General features: G+C 60.0%; 14 protein-coding genes and 1 tRNA gene. 7 read left to right on the forward strand and 8 right to left on the reverse strand.

From position 1 onward, the window contains the following. Positions 1 to 38: 38 nt before the first annotated feature. Positions 39 to 1,733, reverse strand: coding sequence for a carbon starvation protein A (locus EPN93_21305; GenBank protein ID TAL29629.1), 1,695 nt, complete (start codon positions 1,731 to 1,733; stop codon positions 39 to 41). 259 nt (positions 1,734 to 1,992) lie between these two features. On the opposite strand from EPN93_21305, the gene EPN93_21310 reads away from it, so the two are divergent. From EPN93_21310 to EPN93_21320, 3 genes are read left to right on the forward strand one after another with little or no spacing between them, the layout of a single operon-like run. Next, a complete protein-coding gene (locus EPN93_21310) occupies positions 1,993 to 2,298 on the forward strand; it encodes an ArsR family transcriptional regulator (protein ID TAL29630.1) in 306 nt (101 codons plus the stop codon). Between the two features lie 60 nt (positions 2,299 to 2,358). Next, positions 2,359 to 3,225: a nitroreductase gene (locus EPN93_21315; GenBank protein TAL29631.1), complete on the forward strand. Its 867-nt coding sequence runs from the start codon at positions 2,359 to 2,361 to the stop codon at positions 3,223 to 3,225. Positions 3,226 to 3,262: 37 nt separating this feature from the next. Next, entirely contained in the window at positions 3,263 to 4,048 is a 786-nt protein-coding gene (locus EPN93_21320) for a 4Fe-4S ferredoxin (protein ID TAL29632.1), read from the forward strand. 33 nt (positions 4,049 to 4,081) lie between these two features. Here the strand turns inward: EPN93_21320 and EPN93_21325 are convergent, their stop codons facing one another. After that, positions 4,082 to 5,380 carry an MFS transporter gene (locus EPN93_21325; protein ID TAL29633.1) on the reverse strand — a complete coding sequence of 433 codons (1,299 nt, stop codon included), beginning with the start codon at positions 5,378 to 5,380 and terminating at the stop codon, positions 4,082 to 4,084. A 30-nt stretch (positions 5,381 to 5,410) separates the two neighbouring features. Continuing rightward, positions 5,411 to 6,577, reverse strand: a complete 1,167-nt coding sequence (locus tag EPN93_21330) for an aminopeptidase P family protein (protein TAL29634.1) — start codon at positions 6,575 to 6,577, stop codon at positions 5,411 to 5,413. A gap of 298 nt (positions 6,578 to 6,875) precedes the next feature. On the opposite strand from EPN93_21330, the gene EPN93_21335 reads away from it, so the two are divergent. The 3 genes from EPN93_21335 to thiD all read left to right on the forward strand — a co-directional run bounded on the left by EPN93_21335 (position 6,876) and on the right by thiD (position 13,679). After that, a complete protein-coding gene (locus EPN93_21335) occupies positions 6,876 to 11,420 on the forward strand; it encodes a PAS domain S-box protein (protein TAL29635.1) in 4,545 nt (1,514 codons plus the stop codon). Positions 11,421 to 11,566: 146 nt separating this feature from the next. Beyond that, positions 11,567 to 12,883, forward strand: a complete 1,317-nt coding sequence (gene rmuC / locus EPN93_21340; GenBank protein TAL29636.1) for a DNA recombination protein RmuC — start codon at positions 11,567 to 11,569, stop codon at positions 12,881 to 12,883. Position 12,884: 1 nt separating this feature from the next. After that, the gene (gene thiD, locus EPN93_21345) at positions 12,885 to 13,679 is read left to right on the forward strand and encodes a bifunctional hydroxymethylpyrimidine kinase/phosphomethylpyrimidine kinase (GenBank protein ID TAL29637.1); all 795 of its coding nucleotides are present in this window, start codon (positions 12,885 to 12,887) and stop codon (positions 13,677 to 13,679) included. A 44-nt stretch (positions 13,680 to 13,723) separates the two neighbouring features. Here thiD and EPN93_21350 read toward each other — a convergent pair whose 3' ends face one another. The 5 genes from EPN93_21350 to EPN93_21370 form a co-directional block, all read right to left on the reverse strand. Further along, entirely contained in the window at positions 13,724 to 15,193 is a 1,470-nt protein-coding gene (locus tag EPN93_21350; protein TAL29638.1) for a glycogen synthase, read from the reverse strand. Continuing rightward, positions 15,190 to 16,842, reverse strand: a complete 1,653-nt coding sequence (locus EPN93_21355) for a 2,3-bisphosphoglycerate-independent phosphoglycerate mutase (protein ID TAL29639.1) — start codon at positions 16,840 to 16,842, stop codon at positions 15,190 to 15,192. The genes EPN93_21350 and EPN93_21355 overlap by 4 nt, the downstream gene beginning before the upstream one ends. Positions 16,843 to 16,905: 63 nt before the next feature. Next, positions 16,906 to 17,238: an anti-sigma factor antagonist gene (locus EPN93_21360; GenBank protein ID TAL29640.1), complete on the reverse strand. Its 333-nt coding sequence runs from the start codon at positions 17,236 to 17,238 to the stop codon at positions 16,906 to 16,908. Positions 17,239 to 17,292: 54 nt separating this feature from the next. Continuing rightward, positions 17,293 to 17,715 carry an ATP-binding protein gene (locus tag EPN93_21365; protein TAL29641.1) on the reverse strand — a complete coding sequence of 141 codons (423 nt, stop codon included), beginning with the start codon at positions 17,713 to 17,715 and terminating at the stop codon, positions 17,293 to 17,295. Positions 17,716 to 17,957: 242 nt separating this feature from the next. After that, a tRNA-Pro gene (locus EPN93_21370) sits at positions 17,958 to 18,031 on the reverse strand. A 521-nt stretch (positions 18,032 to 18,552) separates the two neighbouring features. On the opposite strand from EPN93_21370, the gene EPN93_21375 reads away from it, so the two are divergent. Beyond that, the gene (locus tag EPN93_21375) at positions 18,553 to 21,177 is read left to right on the forward strand and encodes a hypothetical protein (GenBank protein ID TAL29642.1); all 2,625 of its coding nucleotides are present in this window, start codon (positions 18,553 to 18,555) and stop codon (positions 21,175 to 21,177) included. Positions 21,178 to 21,235 lie beyond the last annotated feature (58 nt).

Here is a 21,235-nt window from a genome sequence, read left to right on the forward strand (position 1 = left end):
GGAAACGTCAATCGTGACAAGTGCCGTGTCCCTGAACCTCAGGCGGACGCCGGCGCCGGTCTGCCTTTCTTGAGCACCAGGATTCTGAATGCCTCGATGATGATGAGGATGCACAAGACGAATATTACGATGGATGCGATCCCGACGATTATAATGTCGCGCTTCACCGCGGTTCCGGAAAGCAGCGAGGGCATCGCGTTGAGGAAGGGCACTATCTGCGTCACCAGTGAAGTCACGGTCACCGCGAGCATGAATCCCATGGGAACGAGGACATAGACCGCCTTCCGGCCCTCATGGATCATCCAGACGCCGACCGCGAGCAGGGTAAGGCTCGCCAGGAGCTGGTTGCTGGTTCCGAAGATGGGCCAGGCGACCAGGTATCCCTTTTCCTCGGTGAGCAGCAGGAAGGCAAGGGGAATGAGAAGGGTGATGAAGGTCGCCGCGGCACCTCCTGCAAGCGATTGCCACCCGAGAAGCTCTTGAAGTATGTAGCGCGCCAGGCGGGTGCACACGTCGAGCGTGTCATAGACAAAGGTTGAAAAAGCAAGCAGGGCGAAGGCGAGCGCCATGTTGTAGTCGATGCCGATCATGCCCATGTACTGCGCGAGGCCGTTTGCGTATATCAGGTTCGGGTCGGTCTTGAGTATCTCATCATTTTTCGAAAGCATCATGACCGTCGCGAGCGCCAGGATGGCGACCACTCCTTCCAGTATCATTGTGCCGTAGCCGATCACGCGCGTGTCCGATTCCTTGCAGATCTGCTTCGAGGTCGTGCCGGAACTGACGATCCCATGGAACCCTGAACACGCGCCGCATGCCACGGTAATGAACAGGATGGGAAACAGCCACTTACCGTTCGCCAGGCTCGAAAGACCCTCGATATTCAGCGCCGGGTACTTGATCTCGTACCCCCCGAAGAGGGCGCCCACCAGGGCGATGGCGATCGTAAGGTAGAGAAACCAGCCGCCAAGGTAGCCCCGCGGCTGCAGGAGGAGCCACATTGGGATCATCGAGGCGACAAAGCAATAGACGAGCAGGACGACCTCCCACTGCTTGACCGATATGCCGCTGAGAAAATCGATAACCGGCACCGGGAGCATCGTGCCGAGCCAGATGACCGCGATGACGAGGGGCATGAAAATGGCCGTCAGCAGGGTGAGGTTCATCTTTAATTTATACAAGAGAATCCCCATGGCGACGCCGAGCAGCAGGTACAGGAACGAACTGAAGGCGACACCGGGGCCGAAAGCCGTATCGGCGGCCACGGCCTTGAAGGTCTGGGCGGTGATATCCGTGAACGCGATGATGACGTAAATGAGGGTCAGCCAGATGAATATCAGGAATAATACATATGAAAGCGGCGTCATGTAGCGCTTAACGAGCTCGGCCACGGAGCTCGCGTTGTGCCGGACCGAGGCGATGAGCGAGCCGAAATCATGGATACCCCCGATGAAGATTGCCCCGATTATGATCCACAGGAACGCGGGGAGCCATCCGAACCAGATGCCGGCGAGTATGGGGCCCACGATGGGCCCAGCCGCGGCGATCGCGGAAAAGTGCTGTCCCAGCAGAAGGCTCGCCTTGGCGGGAACGTAATCCACGCCGTCGTTGATCGCGCAGGAAGGCGTCTGTTTCGAATCGTCAAGGTTGAAGGATTTCGTTATGAATCGACCGTACGTAAAGTAACCGAGGGCGAGGGCTGCGATTGATATAATCACTGCAATAGCTACCATGACAGGCATCTCCCGTGATTAATGAGGTTGTAATGACCGTTGGGGGGATGGTCGTCGAAAGGGGCCAAAACACAAGCGATTTTTTTGCCCTCGGGAAGCCCTTTCCGGTGAGCCGGGATTACGGGCACCGTTCCCGGGACAGCCGGCTCGCGGGATGCTATAGGACCTGTCCGGGGACGGGAAACGAAAAAAAAACGGGCCAGGACGATTTACCCTTGACAAAAAGCCATGATTTCATATTTCGATATGTATCGAAACAATGGATACGAAACGACTCGCGAAAATCATGAAGGCCCTGTCCCACCCAAACCGGCTGGAGCTATACCTGGAGATCATGAAGGCCAGCGAAAAGGGGTACCGGGCGGAAGGCCAGGAATGCTATGTCTCGGACATCATGAGCTGTCTAAACGTAGGGGCGCCCACGGTGTCTCATCACCTTAAAGAGCTGATCAACGCGGACCTGGTCACTACGGAGCGGAGGGGGAAATTCCTGGTGGCGTTCGCCAACCGCGACACGCTCGAAGATGTCCAGAAGCTTCTGTCGGGGAAACCGCGGAAGAAATGAAAATTTTTTCATCAACAGTTCGATAGTTGTATAATTAACAAATTAAAAGAGAGGGGAATCATGGAATCAGGGGCACAGGTCGGGGAAATCATCAGGAAACGATATTCATGCAGGAATTACCGCGAGGAAGGCCTTCCGCAGGAGTCGGCGGAAAAACTGGAGCGCTACGTGCGCGAAAGCGGCCCGGCGCCCCTTGGTTCGGAAATCCGCTTTTCCCTGGCGGCTGCCAACGGTGGCGATTCCGCGGCGCTTAAGGGTCTGGGCACCTACGGCGTTATTAAAAACCCGGCGGCATTCATTATCGGCGCGTTGAAGGAGTCGCGGTTTGCTCTCGAGGACTACGGCTACCTGATGGAGAAGAATATCCTCTTCGCGACATCCCTGGGCCTGGGCAGCTGCTGGCTGGGCGGAAGCTACACGAGGAGCTCATTCGCGGAACGGATCGGCTGCGGCGCGGATGAACGGGTCCCCGCGGTCGCCTCCGTGGGGCTCGTATCGGACAGGAAAACGGTCGTTGATTCATTTTTTAGAGCCACCGCCGGGTCGAGAAAGAGGAAGCCGTGGGAAGAAATATTTTTCCAGGGGAATTTTCAGACCCCCCTGGGTCCCGAAGGCGCGCAGGCTTACCGCGATGCCCTGGAGATGCTCAGGATCGCCCCCTCGGCCTCGAACAAACAGCCCTGGAGAATCGTGAAGGAAGCGAAATCCGATACCTATCATTTTTTCCTGTGCCGGTCGAAGGCCTATGGCATGAGTATGAGGCTCATCGGGATGGACGACCTGCAGCGTGTCGACATGGGCATAGCGATGAGCCACTTCGAGCTTGCCGCGCGCGCTGCCGGCCGCACCGGGGAATGGGAGGCCGTGAAAGACGGTATTCCCGCGGGAGGGGGATGTGAATACGTGACGAGCTGGACGGGTGCATAGATTCGATTCGAAGATCATTTTAAAAGGGGACGCATTAATGAAAACAGTAATTTATTATTTTACCGGGACGGGAAATTCACTGTGGACGGCGCGCAGGCTTGCCGCGGAGATCGGCGGCGCGGACCTGGTTCCCATGGCCGGTTTCAACGGCGGAGGCACGGAAAGTAACTACGAGTCCGTGGGTTTCGTATTTCCCGTGCACATGTGGGGCGTCCCGCGACTCGTGATCGATTTCCTTAAAAAGCTGGATACAAATCCCGGGGTTTACTATTTCGCGGCGGCCGTGAACGCGGGACAGGTTTCACGAACGCTCATCCAGTTGAGGAATCTAATGAAGTCGTACGGGAGCACGCTTTCCGCGGGAATCGACGTCGTGCTTCCGAGCAACTACATTCCCTGGGGCGGCCCGGGTCCGGCAGAAACCGTTCGCAGGCGGATCGACGAGGCCGGGGAAACGCTGAGGTGCAGGGCGGCCGCGATAGCAAAAAGGGAATCGGCGCCGGTCGACCGCGGCCCGCTGTGGCAGCGGATCGTATTCACCGCGCTCTACAGGCTGACCTTCCCGCGTATCAGCGCGATGGATAAGGGCTTCCTTGCGGATGATAAATGCAATTCCTGCGGAATCTGCGCCAGGGTGTGCCCGGTCGGCAACGTCGCCATCCGGGAGGGAAGGCCCGCCTGGGGCGGGGGATGCGTGCAGTGCCTGTCGTGCATCCAGTGGTGCCCCAAAGCGGCGATCCAGTACGGGAAAAAAACCTCCGCCTACGAGCGCTATCACCACCCGGAGGTGAGGCTTGTCGATATCATTCGCGCCGCTGAATGACGACAGGCGTATCGGCCCCCGCGCCCTGCCGCGTCAGCCTTTGAGCTTTTTCATGTCGCGCTCGTGGTACCGGGACGAAAGGTAGAACAGGAGCGCCCCGAGAAACGCGACCGGCGGCACGAACATGAACGCGGCCGCGAGATCGGGATTGCCGGGCGTTCCCAGCACGTCCGAAAGCCATCCCACCGCGACCGGGGCGTAGGCCGCGAGGGTGCCGTAGGTGACCAGCACCAGTATGCCCATGCTGATGCTCCGCATCCCCTCCGGCACCAGGTCCTGGCTCACGGAATAGGCGGGCGCGGTATACGCGAACATGAGTATTCCCACCAGCACGAAAATGACATACGCGAAGGTTTTCATGTCGGTGGAATCCACCAGGAAGCCCGCGAAGAGAAAGATGCCGCAGAGGAGCGCTATGATTGCGGCGGTAAGAGGCCGGGCGTTGCCCCTTTTTTTCTTCCAGCGGTCCGCGATTATTCCTCCGGCGACGGGCCCGATCACCGCGAAGATGATGATACCGCCCATGAGGAGCGACGCCTGCGCCACGTCGATGCCGCGGCTGCGCGCGAAATACGTGGGGAGCCAGTGGCCCACCGCGCCGCCCACGAAGCTCATCGCCCCCACGCCGACGAAGGTGAGGAGCAGGGTGGGCGTCTTGATCACCGCAAGCAGCCCTTCGCCCACGGTAAGGGGCCTCTTCCCCTCACCGTACACGATCCCGGTCGTCGGGTAATCCCTGGTGAAGAGTACCAGGACGCCCAGGATGATCCCCGGAATCGCGAACAGGTAAAAGGGCGCCCTCCAGCCCATGCCGAAAAGATCCGCCTTGGCAAGGGCGCCGGCGAGCACGATCCCGAGTATGGAGCCCAGGGGCTGCCCCAGGTTGAACACGCCCAGCACCTTCGCGCGCACCGACTCCCGGAACGAGCCCGCAACATAGGCGATGCCGCCGGGCGCGAACCCGGCCTCGCCCACGCCCACGCCGCCGCGCGCCAGGAAGAGATGGAAGAAACCGGAGCCGGCGCCCGTGAGAAACGTCGCGGCGCTCCAGAGCGCCGCCATGAGCGAGAGCGATTTCTTCCTGCTCCAGCGGTCGCACAGGATCGAGGCCGGCAGCGTGAGCACGGCGACGATCACGAAGTAGATCGTGCCCAGCCATCCGCACTGGGTGTCGGTGAGGTTCAGGTCGGCCTTGATGAGGGGCAGGGTCGCCGAGAGCACCATGCGGTCCATATAGTTAATGACGTACAGCAGCGTGACGACCGTGAGCGTGAATGCGGCTGCGGATTTCGCCACGGGGGGCGCGGCTTCGCGTGGGTCCAGTAGTGCCATGGGAACCTCTTTCCGGAAATTATTGCGCGCTTAAACCGCGATGGTCAGCGCCTCCAGCGTATCGGGCGCATCGGTGAGGCGGACGTACCCGGTTTCCGTTATCAGCACCGTGTCGGAGTGACGGTATCCGCCCTCGCCGGGGATGTAGATGCCCGGTTCGATGCTGATGAGCATTCCCGGAACGAGCGTTCTCGTATCGCCCAGCGCCACGTACGGCGCCTCGTGCCCGGTTATGCCCAGTCCATGTCCCGTCCGGTGAAGGATGCGTTTTTCGTATCCCGCGCCGATAAGCACGCGGCGCGTCTGTTCGTCGATCTCCGCCAAAACGGTGCCGGGTTTCAGCATCGCGTAGGCGCGGGAGCGCGCTTCCATCATCACGTCGAAAGGCTTCCGGGCGGCTTCTGGTACCTTGCCGAGAAAGAAGGTACGCTCCACCTCGACCCCGTATCCGTCCACCTGCGCCGTGACGATGGATACGTGCGGTCCCCCCTCCTCCATGGCGGTCACGGGGGTGGGGACTATATGCGGATCGTGCGAAAGCGAGGGAGGCCATACCGCGCCGATAAACTTGGACACCAGGAGATTCGTGGTGGGAATTTCCATGAGCGTTTTTCCCATCATCGCGCGTACGACCTCGCCGTAGATGAGCACCTCGACCCCGCCGGGCCGCGTGACCTCGAGGAGCTTCCTGTGGCCCTCGTTTATTATCGAACACGCGTGTACCGAGCGCCCGATTTCATACGCGGTCTTCACAAGCCGGACGTCGTCGATACAATCTTCCACGATATGGGTGCCCGGCGTCGCATTCGCGATGCCCACCGGCATCGCCGACTCTATGCCCACCCGCGCATTCTTATCGATAAGCGTTGTGTATATGTCGAACCAGTTCTGCCCCTTGGGCGAGGGCACCTCGTAATAGGTGACGTATTCGAGATCGCAGCGCGCCCGCGTCTTCACGTGGCTGGCTTCGAGGAGCGGGCAGAGCATGGTGGGCGTGCCCTTCCGCGGGATGATCAGTATGAAGGGGCGCTCGTGCACGTTATTCGCGAAGTTTGTAAGGTAGTATATATTGACCGGATCGAACGAGACATAGCAGTCGAGCTTCTTTTCCTCCATGAGCGCGCGAACCTTCGCAAGCCTGCCGGCAAGTTCATCTTTGTCAGGCGGCGTGGTGATCGGTTTTGGGATTTCGGGCATTGCGGGGCCTCCAATGGGCAATAAGACATTGACGGCGTATATCGGAAACCCTAGGCGAGTATTTCACGAATGTCAAACAGATTAGGGGCTGATACATCATTGCTTCGACGCGTACTCCCTGGCGGTCCCGGAGCGATTGAACCGGTGAAGGCTTTTCTATGAAGACGGATATATCGGCCCATCACCCTCCGTGGCCGCACTCCGGGTCCGTTCAAATTTCCCTTGTATTTTAACGTCGTTCGTGAAAAAGTGCGATTTAGCCCCGACAGGGGTCGCCACCGGTCCAGTACGATGCAGTATGAATCGCCTGATAAATAGATTACTAAAGAAATACGACGAAGCGGAATATATTACCGCCCTCAAGGCGCGGTTGCTGCTGTACCTGTGCGTATTCGGTCTCATCATCATCCCCGTAATTGTCGTATACACGGCATTTCTTCACCTGGATATGCCTTTTTCGAACGGCACGATCAGCTATGTCGTGCTCGCCCCGACAAGCCTGCTTTTCCTCGTAGTGATCCTGGCCATGGTGCTCCTGGTCAAAGGTTACTTCACCGTGTCCGCCCATATTATCTTCAGCATGACCCAGTCCGCGGTCTGGATGGTAATGTATTTTGACCAGTCGCCCGCGCTCTCACGGCTGAATTCCGTTGTGCTGACGGTGGCGATCATGGCGATGGCACCCCTCGTCATTTCGCGGCGCGGCTATGTCATAGCCGTGTATGCCGCCCTTAATATTGCCATTCTCTACTTTTTCATGAACTACCAGGCCGTACAGCTCGGGCTCAGCGACGCCGCGGTCCTGGAGCATTTCGCCGATACTACCGCGGCCATTCTCCTCACGTCCTTCATTTCGTTCAGCCTGTTCAGGATTACGAGCCAGGCGCTCAATCAGGCCAGGGTAAGCGGGGAACACCTGGCGGTTTCCAATGCGGAGCTCACCACGACGAACGAGGAGCTCCAGGCCACCATGGAGGAGCTCGAAGCGGCAAATGAAGAGTTCGAGGCGCAGAACGAGGAGCTCACGCGGGTCTACCGCGAGCTCGAAGCCCGCGAGTCGCTGTTGAGCGGCATAGTGCAGACGGCGCCCGTCGCCATCGTGCTCGTAAAGCAATGGAAGATCGCATGGTGCAACCAGGCGGTTCACGCCATTTCCGGCTATACCCAGGAGGAAACCCTGGGAAGGGATGCGCGATTCCTGTATTATGAGGAGGATGATTACAAGCGGGTCAAGGCGCTTTCCGCGCGCACGGCGGACGGCGCAATTATGAGCGTCGAAACACGCCTGCGTCACCGCGACGGAAGGGAAATCCACGTTCAAATGGCGGGAATGCAGCTCAATGCGGCAAGGCTCGATGCCGGGATCGTCGTTACCGTGCTCGATATCACCGAGCGGCGGCGCGCCGACGCCGATTTGCGCGCCTCCCGGGCGGAACTGCTGGCTATTTTTAATGGAAGCCATGATGCCTTTATAATCTATGGACCGGATGGACGCGTCCTGGACGTGAACGATCGCATGCTGATCATGTTCGGCCTGACCCGTGAACAGGCCCTCGCCTGTACGATTCAGTCCCTGTCCTCCCCCGATTCCGACATGGAGGGAGGGAAGCGCTCGATGCTCCAGGCGCTCGCGGGCCAGGGTATGGTGCTGGAATGGAAAGCGCGCCGTCCCCATGACGGTTCACTGTTCGACGCCGAGGTCTGGATCAAGCGCCTCGCGCGGCCCGGAGGGCATGTGCTTCTCGCCAGCGTGCGCGATATCTCCGCGCGCAAGTGGGCGGAAAAGGCCCTGAAGGAAAGCGAGCGGTCGTATCGCATGATCGCCGAAAATGCGGTCGATATCATTTTCACGATGGACATGGATTTCAGGTTCACGTACATCAGCCCCTCGGTGGAGAGGGTACGCGGTTACACGGTGGAAGAGGCCATGGCCCAATCGATCGACCAGGCCCTCACCCCGGCCTCCCTGGAGGTCGCCGCCAAAGCCATGGCGGAGGCGCGGCTGCAGCTCGATCAGCAGGATACGAACCGCGCGGTAAATCTTGAGATGGAGGAGTACTGCAAGAACGGGACCACCATCTGGACGGAAAATGAATTCACTTTTTTGAAAGACGAGCGCGGTGTCCCGGTAGGAATCCTTGGCGTCACGCGGAATATCAGCGAACGCAGGAAAACCCAGGAGATGCTCCTGAGCCGCTCGCGCCGCGTCGAAAAGCAGATGAAGGCGATAGGGCGCATTGCATCCTCGGATGAAATCTGGGGAGGCGATTTCCCCGCCTCGATGCGAACGATCACCGAGATCGTATCCGATTGCTTCGAGGTCGAGCGAACCGGTATCTGGCTGCTGAACGACGAGGGTACCGTGCTCAGGTGCGAAGACCTGTTCGAACGTACTTCCCACCATCACTCATCCGGGCTGGTGCTCGACAGGGACAGCTTCCGGGAGCAGATGGACTACCTGGTGGAAAATCCGTACATCGACGCCTATGACGCAATGCACGACCCCCGCACCCGCGGCTACCGTGAAACCTTCCTGGTCCCGAACGGCATAACATCGATGCTGGACGCCTCAATTAAACTCTCCGGAAAAAGCGCCGGGGTGCTCTGCCTGGAACAGGTGGGCCCCCAGCGCAGCTGGTTCGACGACGAAATCCTGTTCGCCTGCACGATCGCCGACCAGGTGGTGCAGGTGCTCCTCTACCGCGAACGCGCGCGGGCGGCGGAAGCGCTCAGGGAAAGCGAGAACAGCTACAGGATGCTCTCGGCGTATAACGAGCGGCTCAACGAAATATTCGTGGAACTGACCGAGGCTGAATCCATCGAGGGTATCTTCGAAAAAATATCCGCGTCGTTCCGGAGCCTCACGGGAGCGACTGCCGCGCTCTCGTCCCGGTACGACCCTGAAACCGCGACGCTGCGGGTCGTGTCGGTGTCCTCGGAAGGGGAACTGGCAAGGCGTATCGATGCGCTTCTCGGCCGGCCGGTGTTCGCCGTCGGGATTCCGGTGCCCGCGGAGACCATCCCGGAAATGCTTGCCCAGGATATCAGGTATTTCAACGGGCTGGAGGAATTCTCGTTTGGCGCAATCCCGGCGGAGATTTCCCGGCAGGCCATGGATATGATGGATTGCGGCCGGATCGTCACCCTCGTTCTCCGCTATGAATCGGAGCTCCTGGGAACCGCGGCGGCGTTTCTCCCGCGGGGCAGCGCCATTGTGCACACGGACGCGATGAGAACATTCTCGTACCTGGCCGGACTCTCGATCACGAGAAAAAACACGGAGCTCGCCCTGCGCCAGAGCACCGAGCGCCTCCAGACCGTGGTGGCGAGCGCGCCGCTCGTGCTGTTCGCCCTTAACGAACAGGGCGTGTTCACCCTCTCCGAGGGAGCGGGGCTGGGGAGGCTGGGCCTCGAGCCGGGAGGGCTGGTCCGGCAGTCGATCTATGACGTGTACCGCACCGTGCCGGAGTTACTCGAATCGGCGCGCATGGCACTGGGCGGAACGCGGCACCACAGGGAGGTCCGCGTGGGCGAGCTTCTCTTTGAGGCCTGGTTCAACCCGGTACGCGATTCATCGGGCCGCATCACCGGCTGCATGGGGGTCGCGATCGATATCACCGACCGTAAGAAGGCGGAGGAGGATCGCGAGCGCATGCGGGCACAGCTCATCCAGGCTCAGAAGATGGAGGCAATCGGGACGCTGGCGGGGGGAATCGCGCATGACTTCAACAACATGCTCGGCGGCATCATGGGCAGCCTGGACGTCGCGGGCCTCCTGCTCGGAAAAGAAACGCTCGCCCAGCGGGAGACCATAACCAACTACCTCGAGACCGCGCTGGAATCGTCGCGGCGCGCCGCCGACCTTACCCGGCAGATGCTCACCCTCTCGCGGAAAAAGGAAATCCAGCTCGTGCCGGTCGACATTACCCATTCCCTCGCCAACGTCCGTTCGCTGTGCGAGAACGGCTTTCCCAAATCGGTGGCGATTCGATTCGACGTGCCGCCGGGACCCCTGACCGTACGGGGGGACCCCACCCATATCGAACAGGTTTTCCTCAACCTCTGCGTGAACGCGTCGCACGCGATGACGATAATGCGTTCCCCGGATGAAAAGCAGGGCGGTGCGCTCGTCGTCGATATCGAAACGGTACTGCCCGCCCGGGACCTGCAGCTCTTCCATCCCGAGGCCGACCCGAACGCATCGTACGCGCGTATCAGGGTGCGCGATACGGGCGTGGGTATGGATGAAGATGTCCAGCAGAGAATTTTCGAGCCGTTCTACTCGCACAAGAAGCGCGAGGAAGGAACGGGGCTCGGGCTTGCCATGGTGTACAGCATCGTCAAACAGCATCGGGGCTTCATCGAGGTCGTGTCGGCCCCCGGAACCGGAACGCTGTTCATGGTCTATTTGCCCCTCGTGGTTGACGCCTCGAGCCTGGAGGGCAAGCCCCCCGGCCTGACCGGACTGGTCAGGGGAAGCGGCGTGCTTCTCGTCATCGACGATGAAAAATCGATCCTCCGGATAGCGAGGGGAATGCTCGAACATTGCGGATACGAGGTGCTCACCGCCGGCAGCGCTAAAGAGGGAATCGCGCTTTTTGAAAAAGAAGGCGATCGCATCGCCGCGGTGATCCTCGATCTTTCGATGCCCGGAATGTCCGGCATCGAGGCCTATGAAAAGCTGCGTGAGATGAACCCCGGGATAAGGGTCCTTCTCACCTCGGGGCTCATGGAAGAGGACAGCATGAAACGCGCCCGCGCCCTGGGCATCCGGGAGTTTTTACAGAAGCCGTATTCGGCCGAGGATCTCTCGGTGAAGGTGGCCGAGGTTCTGCGGCAATGACCGGTCACATGCTGCCGCTTCTTTTAACGGCGGGATTCGGGCGCCGATTCGCATCGCTCCCGGCGACGCGCCGGCAGTTTTCACGACGCCGGGAAGGGGACGCCGCACCCCGCGTGCGCCGGTAAATTTATTGACGGGGTGGACCCATGATCGAGTACCTTGTAGTGACGCTTCTGGCGATGCTCGCCGTGGTGCTGCTGTTGCAGATCGTGTCGCTTTCCCGTGCGCGCCCCGGCGGCGATTCCGAAACGCGCTTCCGGGCCCTGGAGGCCGCGCAGGAGCGCTTCGAGCGCGCGGTGAAGGAGGAGCTCACCCGCGCACGCGCCGAGTATGCCTCCGCGGGGAAACTTTCACGCGAGGAGATATCCGCCTCCTTCTCGAAGCTCGCCGATTCCATGCTCGGCCGCATGACCGACATCGCCACTTTACAGAAGGGCCAGCTCGACACCTTCTCGAGGCAGATAGCGGCCCTTGCCGATTCGAACGAGTCCCGCATGGAGCGCATGCGCGCGACCATCGACGAGAGGATGAAGCTTCTCCAGCGGGACAACGCGGAAAAGCTTGAACAGATGCGCGCCACGGTGGACGAAAAGCTCCATTCCACGCTCGAGAAACGGCTGGGAGAGTCGTTCAAGCTCGTGAGCGACCGGCTCGAAATGGTGTACCGCGGGCTGGGCGAGATGCAGGTCCTCGCGGGAGACGTGGGCGATCTCAAAAAGGTGCTCACCAACGTGAAATCGCGCGGCACCTGGGGCGAGATACAGCTGGGGGCGCTCCTTGAACAGCTGCTCGTGCGCGAGCAGTACGACACGAACGTGGCGACAAGCCCCGGGAGCCGCGAGCGGGTCGAGTTCGCGATACGGCTCCCGGGGCGCGACGGCGGCGGGGAAGGGCAGGTGTGGCTCCCCATCGACGCGAAGTTTCCCCTGGAGGATTACCAGCGCATCCTGGAGGCGCAGGACGCCGGCAACGCGAAGGCGGCCGAGGACGCGGGCAGGGCACTCGAAGCGCGATTGAAGACGAGCGCGAAAGACATTCGCGACAAGTATATCGAACCCCCCCATACCACGGACTTCGGGATCATGTACCTCCCCACCGAGGGACTCTACGCCGAGGCGCTCCGCCGGCCGGGGCTCGCGGATTTTCTTCAGCGGGAATGCCGCGTGGTGGTTGCGGGACCCACCACCCTCGCGGCGCTCCTCAACAGCCTGCAGATGGGATTTCGCACCCTCGCGATCGAGAAGCGATCGAGCGAGGTATGGGCGCTCCTGGCCGCGGTGAAAAACGAGTTTGGAAAATTCGGGGAGGTGCTCGAGAAGACGCAGCAGAAGCTGCGCGAGGCGAGCACGACAATCGAGGACGCGGCCCGCAAGTCGCGCACCATAGAACGAAAATTGAGAAAGGTCGAAGAGCTCCCGGCGCCGGGCAGGGCCGCGCTCGTCGGCGAGGACACGGAGGAATGAAATGACAATCGCGCGGGTGCTCACGATCGCGGGCTCGGACTCGGGGGGAGGCGCGGGAATCCAGGCCGACCTGAAAACGATCACGGTCCTGGGGGGATTCGGGATGAGCGTCGTCACGGCGCTCACGGCCCAGAACACGCTCGGGGTGCAGGGGATATTCGAGGTGCCGGGGGAATTCATCGAGCGGCAGTTCGATTCGGTCGCGTCCGACATCGGGGTGGACGCGGCCAAGACGGGGATGCTCGCGTCGCCCGAGATAATCCGGACCGTTGTGCGAAAGATCGAGGAGTACGGGATCGAAAAGCTCGTGGTGGATCCGGTCATGGTGGCGAAGGGCGGGGCGTCGCTTCTTCAAGACAACGCGAAATCGGTGCTCATTGAAAAACTGCTCCCGCGCGCCTTCGTGGTCACGCCCAATATCCCCGAAGCAGAGGTCCTCGCGGGCATCGCCATCGCCGGCGAACAGGAGATGCGCCGCGCCGCCCAGATCATACGCGGACTGGGCGCGCAGAGCGTAGTCATTAAAGGGGGCCACCTGGAAGGTTCGGCGGTCGATCTGCTCTTCGACGGGAACGACTTCGTGCTCTTCGAGTCGCCGCGCCTCGCCACCGCCGATACGCACGGTACCGGGTGTACCTTCTCGGCGGCGATCGCGACGGGTATCGCCCAGGGCATGAGTGTGAGGGACGCTGTCGCGCGTGCGAAGGAGTATATCGGCACCGCGATCGCCCATTCCCTCCGCCTGGGGGGCGGGCACGGGCCCACCGACCACGCCGCCTGGATACTGAAACGCTGACTTACGGTATAATCGGAAGGGGTTCGTATATTACGCGTGTATAACTATGTACGTCCCCCCCGCGCCTCTGCAAGGGCGAACTCGTACATGCGCTCATAGTCGGGCACCGCGTCGTCCCAGGTGCGCTTGAAGGCCATCGCATTCGCCTGGAGGACGCGCCACTGTGCGTTGTCCAGGTGGGTGCGCAGCGCCTGCCGGATCGCGTGGTAGAGCTCGCCCCGGGTGAGCCCTTTGAACTTGAAGCCGTTGCCCGACCCGGTGCGCGGGTCCCACTGCGAAACCGTGTCCTCGAGCCCGCCGGTCGCGCGCACCACGGGGACGGTCCCGTATCGTAAACTGTAAAGCTGGTTGAGGCCGCAGGGCTCGTAGCGCGAGGGCATCAGGTAGATGTCGCTCCCGGCCTCCATGAGGTGGGCGAGCTTTTCGTCGTATCCCCAGTAGAGTCCCACGCGCTCGGGGAAAATCTTTCTCAGGCGCTCGAACTTCGCGATGATGCCGTCGTCGCCGCTGCCGAGCATCACGAACTGGAAGGGCGCGGCCACGAGCAGGAGCTCCATCGTGTCGGCAAGCACGTCCATGCCCTTCTGGCGGGTGACGCGCGTCACCGTGGCGAGGATGGGCGCGCCGTCCCCGCTCTCCAGTCCCATGCGCGCGCGCAGCGCGCCCGCGCATGTCCGCTTGCCCGCGAGGTCGCCCGGGCCGTAGCGCGCGGGAATGAAGGGATCGGTTTCCGGGTTCCACGTCCCGTAGTCGGCGCCGTTCGTGATGCCGAAAAAGCGGCCGGAGAGCTCCCGGAACACCCCGGCAAGCTCGTAGCCGTATTCCGGGGTCATGAGCTCGTCGCGGTAGGTGCGGCTCACGGTGCTTATCGCCTCGCTGTAGACCAGTCCCGCCTTGAGGAAGCAGAGGCTCCCGTTGAGCGACGCGTTCTGGACCGCCCCCGGTTCGTCCGCGCACCCGGTGAGCGCAAGGTCCCCCAGGGGAAACACCCCCTGGAATCCCGCATTGTGAACGCTCGCCACCGTGGCGCTCCCGGAGAAGCCGGGATCCCTGCGGTACGCCGTCTTGTGGAAGAACGGAACCAGTCCCGACTGCCAGTCGTTGCAATGGATGATGTCGGGGATCCATCGAAGCACCTTCATGGCCTGCATCACCGCGCGGCAGAAGAAGGTGAATCGCTCCGCGTTGTCCCCGTACTCCCGGTAACCGTCGTCGTACAGGCCGTCGCGGCCGAAATACTGGTCGTGCTCGATGAAGTGGGTTTTCACGCCGGGAATCGCCGCCGATTCCAGGACGGCGGCCCATTTCTCCACCTTACCCACGGGCACGCCCAGCGGCTCCGGGAAGCGTATCAGCCCGAATCTTTCTTTATCCACCCGGTAGTACCGGGGCATGAAGATACGCACCTCGTGTCCGTGCGCCGCGAGCGATCGCGGGAGAGAGAATGCTACGTCGGCAAGGCCCCCCGTTTTCGCGAACGGGTAGGCCTCGGAGGTCACGAATGCGATCTTCATACGGGCAGGATCAGCGGGGGCAGATACTCTTCCGGGGCGTCATATCCCAGGAACATGAGCAGGGTCGCCGCCACGTTGGCGAGGCCGGGGGCGTGGGCGTTCGTATTGACGCGGTAATCGTTCCTGAATTCAGGGTCGTAGATGATGAACGGCACCGGGTTCAGGGTATGCGCGGTCTTGGGGGCGGGTTTCCCGGTCTTCTTGTCGCGCTTGATGCTCCCGTCCGCGTTGATTTCCAGCATCTCTTCCAGGTTGCCGTGGTCCGCCGTCAGGAGCGCGATCCCGCCCGCCTCGTCGACCGCCTTGAGCAGGCGGACCAGCGAGAGGTCGACGGTTTCGACCGCGACGATCGCGGCGTTCAGGTTTCCCGTGTGACCCACCATGTCCCCGTTCGGGTAGTTCAGGCGCAGGAATCGATACTCGCCGCTGCGAATCGCCCGGATCATGCTGTCGGTGATCTCGGCGGCCTTCATCCAGGGGCGCTGGTCGAACTGCACCCTGTCCGACGGGATCTCCTCGTAGGTTTCAAGCTCCTCGTTGAACTTGCCGCTACGGTTGCCGTTCCAGAAATAGGTCACGTGCCCGAATTTCTGCGTCTCGGAGACCGCGTATTGACGCACGCCCGCGAGGGCGAGGTATTCGCTCACCGTTTCGTCGATCGCGGGCGGTGTCACCAGGTAATTCGCGGGGATGTGCAGGTCGCCGTCGTATTCCATCATGCCCGCGAATGCGACGTCCGGGAAACGGACGCGCTCGAACATCGTGAAATCCTTTTCCTCGAACGCGCGGGAAAGCTCGATCGCGCGGTCGCCGCGAAAATTGAACAGCACCACGGAGTCCCCGTCCAGGACAGGTCCCACGGGACCCTGCGTGTCGGTCACGGTGAAGGAGGGGAGGTACTGGTCGATAATCCCCGGCTGCTCCTTCCGAAACGTTTCTATCGCTTCCCGGGCCGATACGAACGGCCGTGCCGTTGCGAGCACGTGGGCCTCCCAGCCGCGCTTCACGATCTCCCAGTCCGCCTCGTACCGGTCCATCGTGGTCACCATGCGTCCCCCGCCCGAGGCGATACGGTAATCCAGCCCCTTCGCGCCGAATTCCGCCAGGAACTGTTCCAACTTGTCCACGTACGTGAGCGCAGAGGTTTCCGGCACGTCACGTCCGTCCAGGAGAACGTGCACCCGGACCCTCCGGGCGCCGTCGGCCGCCGCCCGGCGTAAAAGCTGGAAGAGATGATCGATATGCGAATGGACGTTCCCGTCCGAAAGGAGGCCTATAAAATGAAGCGTCCCCTTTCCCGAGGACGGTCCGGCGATGATGCGCCCCCACCGCTCGCCGCTGAACAGCGAGTCGTTTTCGATAGCGCGGTTGACGAGCATGGCACCCTGGTCGAACACGCGTCCCGCGCCCAGCGCGTTGTGGCCCACCTCGGAATTGCCCATGTCGGCGTCGCTGGGAAGGCCCACGGCCGTACCGTGGGCGCGGAGCGACAGCGTCGTGCATTTCTCCATGAGGGAGCGGAGCACCGGCGAATTAGACCGGGCAAAGGCGTTCCCCTCGCTTTCGGGCCCAAGCCCGACGCCGTCCATGACGACGAGCACCAGGGGCCCCCGGCGATTGATTTTACCGTTGAAGTGTAATTTTTTCATTAAGGGTTGACCTGTCCTATAGAGCCGTAGTGCGGGCCGGCGTGTAACCGGGAGCGCAGCCCGTCACAGGTAGCGGGCCTTGAATTCCTCTTCGGTGAGGAGCGGAACGAAATCCCGCGCGAAGACCTTCTCGAGCAGGAGGAGCACCTTGGCGTTCATCCCGTAGAGCAGAAAATCGATCTTTGCCTCGTCCGCGAGCTTGAGCGTGGTGATCAGGGTCGCGATGCCCGACGAGTTGATGGTGTCGATCCTGAGCATGTCGATCCCGATGGTGGACGGCGCGCTCTCGATGGTGGCCTGTACGGTATTGACCAGTTTCGCCTCGTCCGGGTATTCGAAAAGTCCCGAAAGGTGAATGATGCAAACCGTGCCTGCCCTGCTGGTACTGATATCCATGTATTTCTCCGTGCCCCGGTGCCGTTATGCGTTCATCACAACGTAACCGGATTTCTACTCCGTAAGTTGAAGATGCAGGGTAATTCGGTTTCCCCTGGCGTTCCACGCCGGGGTGCAAAACTTTTTGATGATCTTGATTCCCCGCCCCCTGATGGAGAGGTTGCCCTCTTCGTCCTTGTATACCCTGGGTGCGGTGGTATCGAAGCCGCTGCCTTCGTCCTCGATGGAAATATCCATGTGCGAATCTTTGAGCGTGACCAGCACCTTGATCTTCTTGGCGGGATCCCACCTGTTGCCGTGTTCCATCGCATTGGTGATCGCTTCGTCGATAACGAGATAAAGCTCGCTTCTGTTGAGATTGAAGGTGAAGGGGTATTCCGAGATTGTATCGAGGATTAATTCGATAATCTCTTTTCGGGAGTCTTTTAAAGAAGGGAATGCTTTATTCAATATTTCTTGTGATTGCTTAAGACCCATACCCGCTCATACACACGCTCAATATCCCCGATGAAAGGCCAGACTGCGTATCTGTACCACATGAGCGACAAAGTTACAAGCGAAAAACCGTGAATTAGTCTTATCGTGATTCACGTGCAATTGCGGTTTTCCCTGAGAGTTTTCGGGCGGTACAAACAACGGGTGCATCTCTATATATGGGCAGACTCCCTCCGGCATCCTGCCGCGCGCGGCGCGGAATAATACCGCCAGGAATGAATATGTCGGGATGGGGAGATTTGAACTCCCGGCTTCTGCGTCCCGAACGCAGCGCGCTACCGGACTGCGCTACATCCCGATTACATGCTGCTTAATGTGGTAGGCAGGGGGTATTTATCAATCACTTTTTAGTATATCGGACCTGAATTTTCGAAATCGACTCCCGGAAAGGTAACAATAGCGAACGAAATTTTCCTGATCAATTAACTACTCGGGTATACTTATTTTTGTTGACGGAATGACCAGTCATTCGATAGTAACCATTTTGATCGGTTTACCAATGGATATCCCCCAGTGTCACGCGTTCAAAGATATTCATATAAATATTATTGTATAATCTAAATAAACAGGTCGGCACGGTGAAAAGCCCTGAAAATTACTTGCCTATTTTCACGCACGCTGGCTCAATAGGGGCACATCTCGAAATTGACTGAATTCCTGCATCACGCATCCGTGGTGAGCGTTGCAAAACCCTGTTTTCCGCGGATTCGAGGGATGCACGGCCTGGAGGCGCCTTCCGAGCCTCCCGTAGACAGGGTGTCGCTGCGATCCGGGCCTCGATAATCACAATCCCAAACCTTTAAAGAAGGGAGCAGCTTAATGAAGGGGAAGAACGACACGGGGATAATCACCTCCACGGTGTACGGCGGAGAGATATACGAACGACTCAACCCCATAGTCCAGAAGATCACGAGGGTGCTGTTCCGCAACGTCGAATTCGACAAGGAAAGCATCGCCACACTCGAGGAATTCGCATCGGGGGGCAAGAACACGGTCTACGCCTCGTACCACAGCTCGAATTTCTCGCTCCTGATCCTTTACAACCTGCTCAGGCGCCACGGTTATAACCCTCCGGTATTCGCCCTGGAGTACAACCCGTTCCTGCTCCAGACGGTGTCATTTCTCTGGAAACGGCTGGTGAAGGGCTTTTACCAACTGGTGCTCAGGCGCAAATACGAGCACGTGTTCGATACGAACTACGTGCAGGAGCTGTTCGCGGGGGGAAAATCCATCCTGCTTTCGCTCATGTCCAGGAAGTACTTCGTAAAGCGCTACACGCAGTTCAAGTACGATTCCCTGCTCCAGCTCATCGAGGTTCAGAAGAAGATGGAGGAACCCATTTTCATCATTCCCCAGATGATCTTCTGGAACATGAACCCGGAGCGGACGAGCTCCCGCGGTCTCGCGTGGACGAATCCGCGCGATATCATCACCTCCTCGGCCACCGGCGATAAAAGCATCATTGCGGCATGGCTCGCCGTCCTGAAAAGCATGACCCCGGCGTTCATCCGGCTGGATACGCCGCTTAACCTGAAGGATGTGATCGCAAATTCGAAATCCGACGACTCGCGCCAGATCGCGCTGGAGCTCCGGAACCGCCTGCTCGAGGTATATCATCACAATAAAAGGACCATTCTTGGGCCGGTCATAAAGTCGACCCAGGACATGATGGAGCGGGTGCTCTATCACAAAAACGTCCTTGACGAGATCGCCGGCATATCCGCGGACGAGAAAAAATCGGAGTCCGTCGTGCGCAAGCGGGCATACAGGCATTACCGGGAGATCGCCGCAACATTCTCCATAGTCACCATTTATCTGTTTGCGAAGGCCCTCGAATACGTACTGAGACGCATCTACGACGGTATTTCGTACGACCAGGAAGCCTTCAGGGAGCTCCGGGAGGCGGCGGCTAAGGGTCCGCTGGTGCTCATGCCCTGCCACAAGAGCCACATGGATTATCTCCTTATTTCATACCTGATGCACAGGAACAAGATGTTCCCGCCCCATATCGCCGCCGGGGTCAATCTCACCTTTTTCCCCATGGGGACGATCTTTCGCCATTCAGGGGCCTTTTTCCTCCGGCGGTCGTTCAGGGGACTCAAGCTCTATCCCGTCATCTTCAAGCAATATGTAAAGACCCTCGTCTCGGAAGGCTTCAGTATCGAGTTCTTCATCGAGGGGGGGCGCACGCGCACGGGGAAGATCGTGTTTCCCAAGCTCGGCTTCCTGAGCTATCTCACCGAGGCGATCCAGGAGGGATACCATCGCGATCTCATGTTCGTACCCATCGCGATCAACTACGACCGCATCCTCGAGGAGCAGAGCTATGCCAAGGAGCTCAAGGGCAAGGAGAAGGAGGGCGAATCGGCGGTAGCGATGCTCGAGAGCCGCAAGCTCCTCCAGCGCAAATATGGGCGCGTCTACGTGACCTTCAACAAGCCTATCAGCATCCGCGAGTATATAGACCGGGGGGTTCCGTGGGAGGAGATGCCCACACAGATAGCGCACGACGTCGTGCGCCGTATCAACGAGGTGACGGTGGTCACGCCGTTCGCGCTGGTAACCGCGGCGATGCTCCTCTCCTCGGTACGGGGCTTCTCGCGGCACATGCTGGTGCGCCAGATACTGAGCATCCGGTCGTTCCTCGTGCATGCCGGGGTCAAGATGTCGGACTCCCTGATGGACGAGCACAACCTGGACGAGATCCTCGATTACGTGATGAGCTCCTACATGCACGACAAGATCATCGAGGAGATGAAGATGGGCGGCGGCAAGAAGAAGGAGGTGCTCGAGGAGTTCTTCGTGCTGCGCGAGGACAACCGGGGGCGCATCGTCTTCTATCGCAACAGCATCATACATTACCTCATGGCGCTCGTCCTCTCGTCGGTGGCGCTCCTGTCGGCGCGGAAAAAAGGCGATCCCTCGCACGGGACAGTACGCGCCCTGTACGCGGCACTGCATGAATTCTATTCCCGCGAGTTCATCTTCGCGGAGAGGGACCTCCCCGGTGAAGGCGTGCTTCCCGCCTACGTGCTCGATTTCCTGGTCCGCAATTCATTCGTGAAGGAAGAGGGCGGCACGCTCATCGTAAACGAGGAAAAGATCGAGGACCTGCGGTACTACGCGCGGCTGGCGCAGGACTCGTTCGAGTCCTACGTCGTCGTGCTCCACACGGTTCTCAACCAGAAGGTCCGCAAGCTCACCCGCAAGGAGCTCATGACCGACGTCAGGAGAAACGGCGTGCGCATGTACCATGTGGGGACCATAAGCCTGTCGGAATCCCTCTCGCAGCCCAATTACCAGGTGGCGCTCGACAAGTGCAAGGAGATCGGCGTCCTCACTGATTCACCGGTTGGGAAAAGCGTCGAGATATCGGCGGTGGACAAGGACAAGGCGCTGGAGCTCTACGAACAGGTTAAGGCCTACCTGGATGCGATGGTGTAGAGGGCAGGGGTTCGATATCGCCACACGGCTGTATCGGACCCCCTGTGCCTGATATCGC

The sequence above is a fragment of the Spirochaetota bacterium genome (genome assembly GCA_004297825.1).
In the GTDB taxonomy this organism is placed as follows: domain Bacteria; phylum Spirochaetota; class UBA4802; order UBA4802; family UBA5368; genus FW300-bin19.

Bases quoted from the DNA above. Each gene is read 5' to 3' on its own strand.
- EPN93_21305 (TAL29629.1), bottom strand. From the start codon at position 1,733: ATGGTAGCTATTGCAGTGATTATATCAATCGCAGCCCTCGCCCTCGGT.
- EPN93_21310 (TAL29630.1), top strand. From the start codon at position 1,993: ATGGATACGAAACGACTCGCGAAAATCATGAAGGCCCTGTCCCACCCA.
- EPN93_21315 (TAL29631.1), top strand. From the start codon at position 2,359: ATGGAATCAGGGGCACAGGTCGGGGAAATCATCAGGAAACGATATTCA.
- EPN93_21320 (TAL29632.1), top strand. From the start codon at position 3,263: ATGAAAACAGTAATTTATTATTTTACCGGGACGGGAAATTCACTGTGG.
- EPN93_21325 (TAL29633.1), bottom strand. From the start codon at position 5,380: ATGGCACTACTGGACCCACGCGAAGCCGCGCCCCCCGTGGCGAAATCC.
- EPN93_21330 (TAL29634.1), bottom strand. From the start codon at position 6,577: ATGCCCGAAATCCCAAAACCGATCACCACGCCGCCTGACAAAGATGAA.
- EPN93_21335 (TAL29635.1), top strand. From the start codon at position 6,876: ATGAATCGCCTGATAAATAGATTACTAAAGAAATACGACGAAGCGGAA.
- rmuC (TAL29636.1), top strand. From the start codon at position 11,567: ATGATCGAGTACCTTGTAGTGACGCTTCTGGCGATGCTCGCCGTGGTG.
- thiD (TAL29637.1), top strand. From the start codon at position 12,885: ATGACAATCGCGCGGGTGCTCACGATCGCGGGCTCGGACTCGGGGGGA.
- EPN93_21350 (TAL29638.1), bottom strand. From the start codon at position 15,193: ATGAAGATCGCATTCGTGACCTCCGAGGCCTACCCGTTCGCGAAAACG.
- EPN93_21355 (TAL29639.1), bottom strand. From the start codon at position 16,842: ATGAAAAAATTACACTTCAACGGTAAAATCAATCGCCGGGGGCCCCTG.
- EPN93_21360 (TAL29640.1), bottom strand. From the start codon at position 17,238: ATGGATATCAGTACCAGCAGGGCAGGCACGGTTTGCATCATTCACCTT.
- EPN93_21365 (TAL29641.1), bottom strand. From the start codon at position 17,715: ATGGGTCTTAAGCAATCACAAGAAATATTGAATAAAGCATTCCCTTCT.
- EPN93_21375 (TAL29642.1), top strand. From the start codon at position 18,553: ATGAAGGGGAAGAACGACACGGGGATAATCACCTCCACGGTGTACGGC.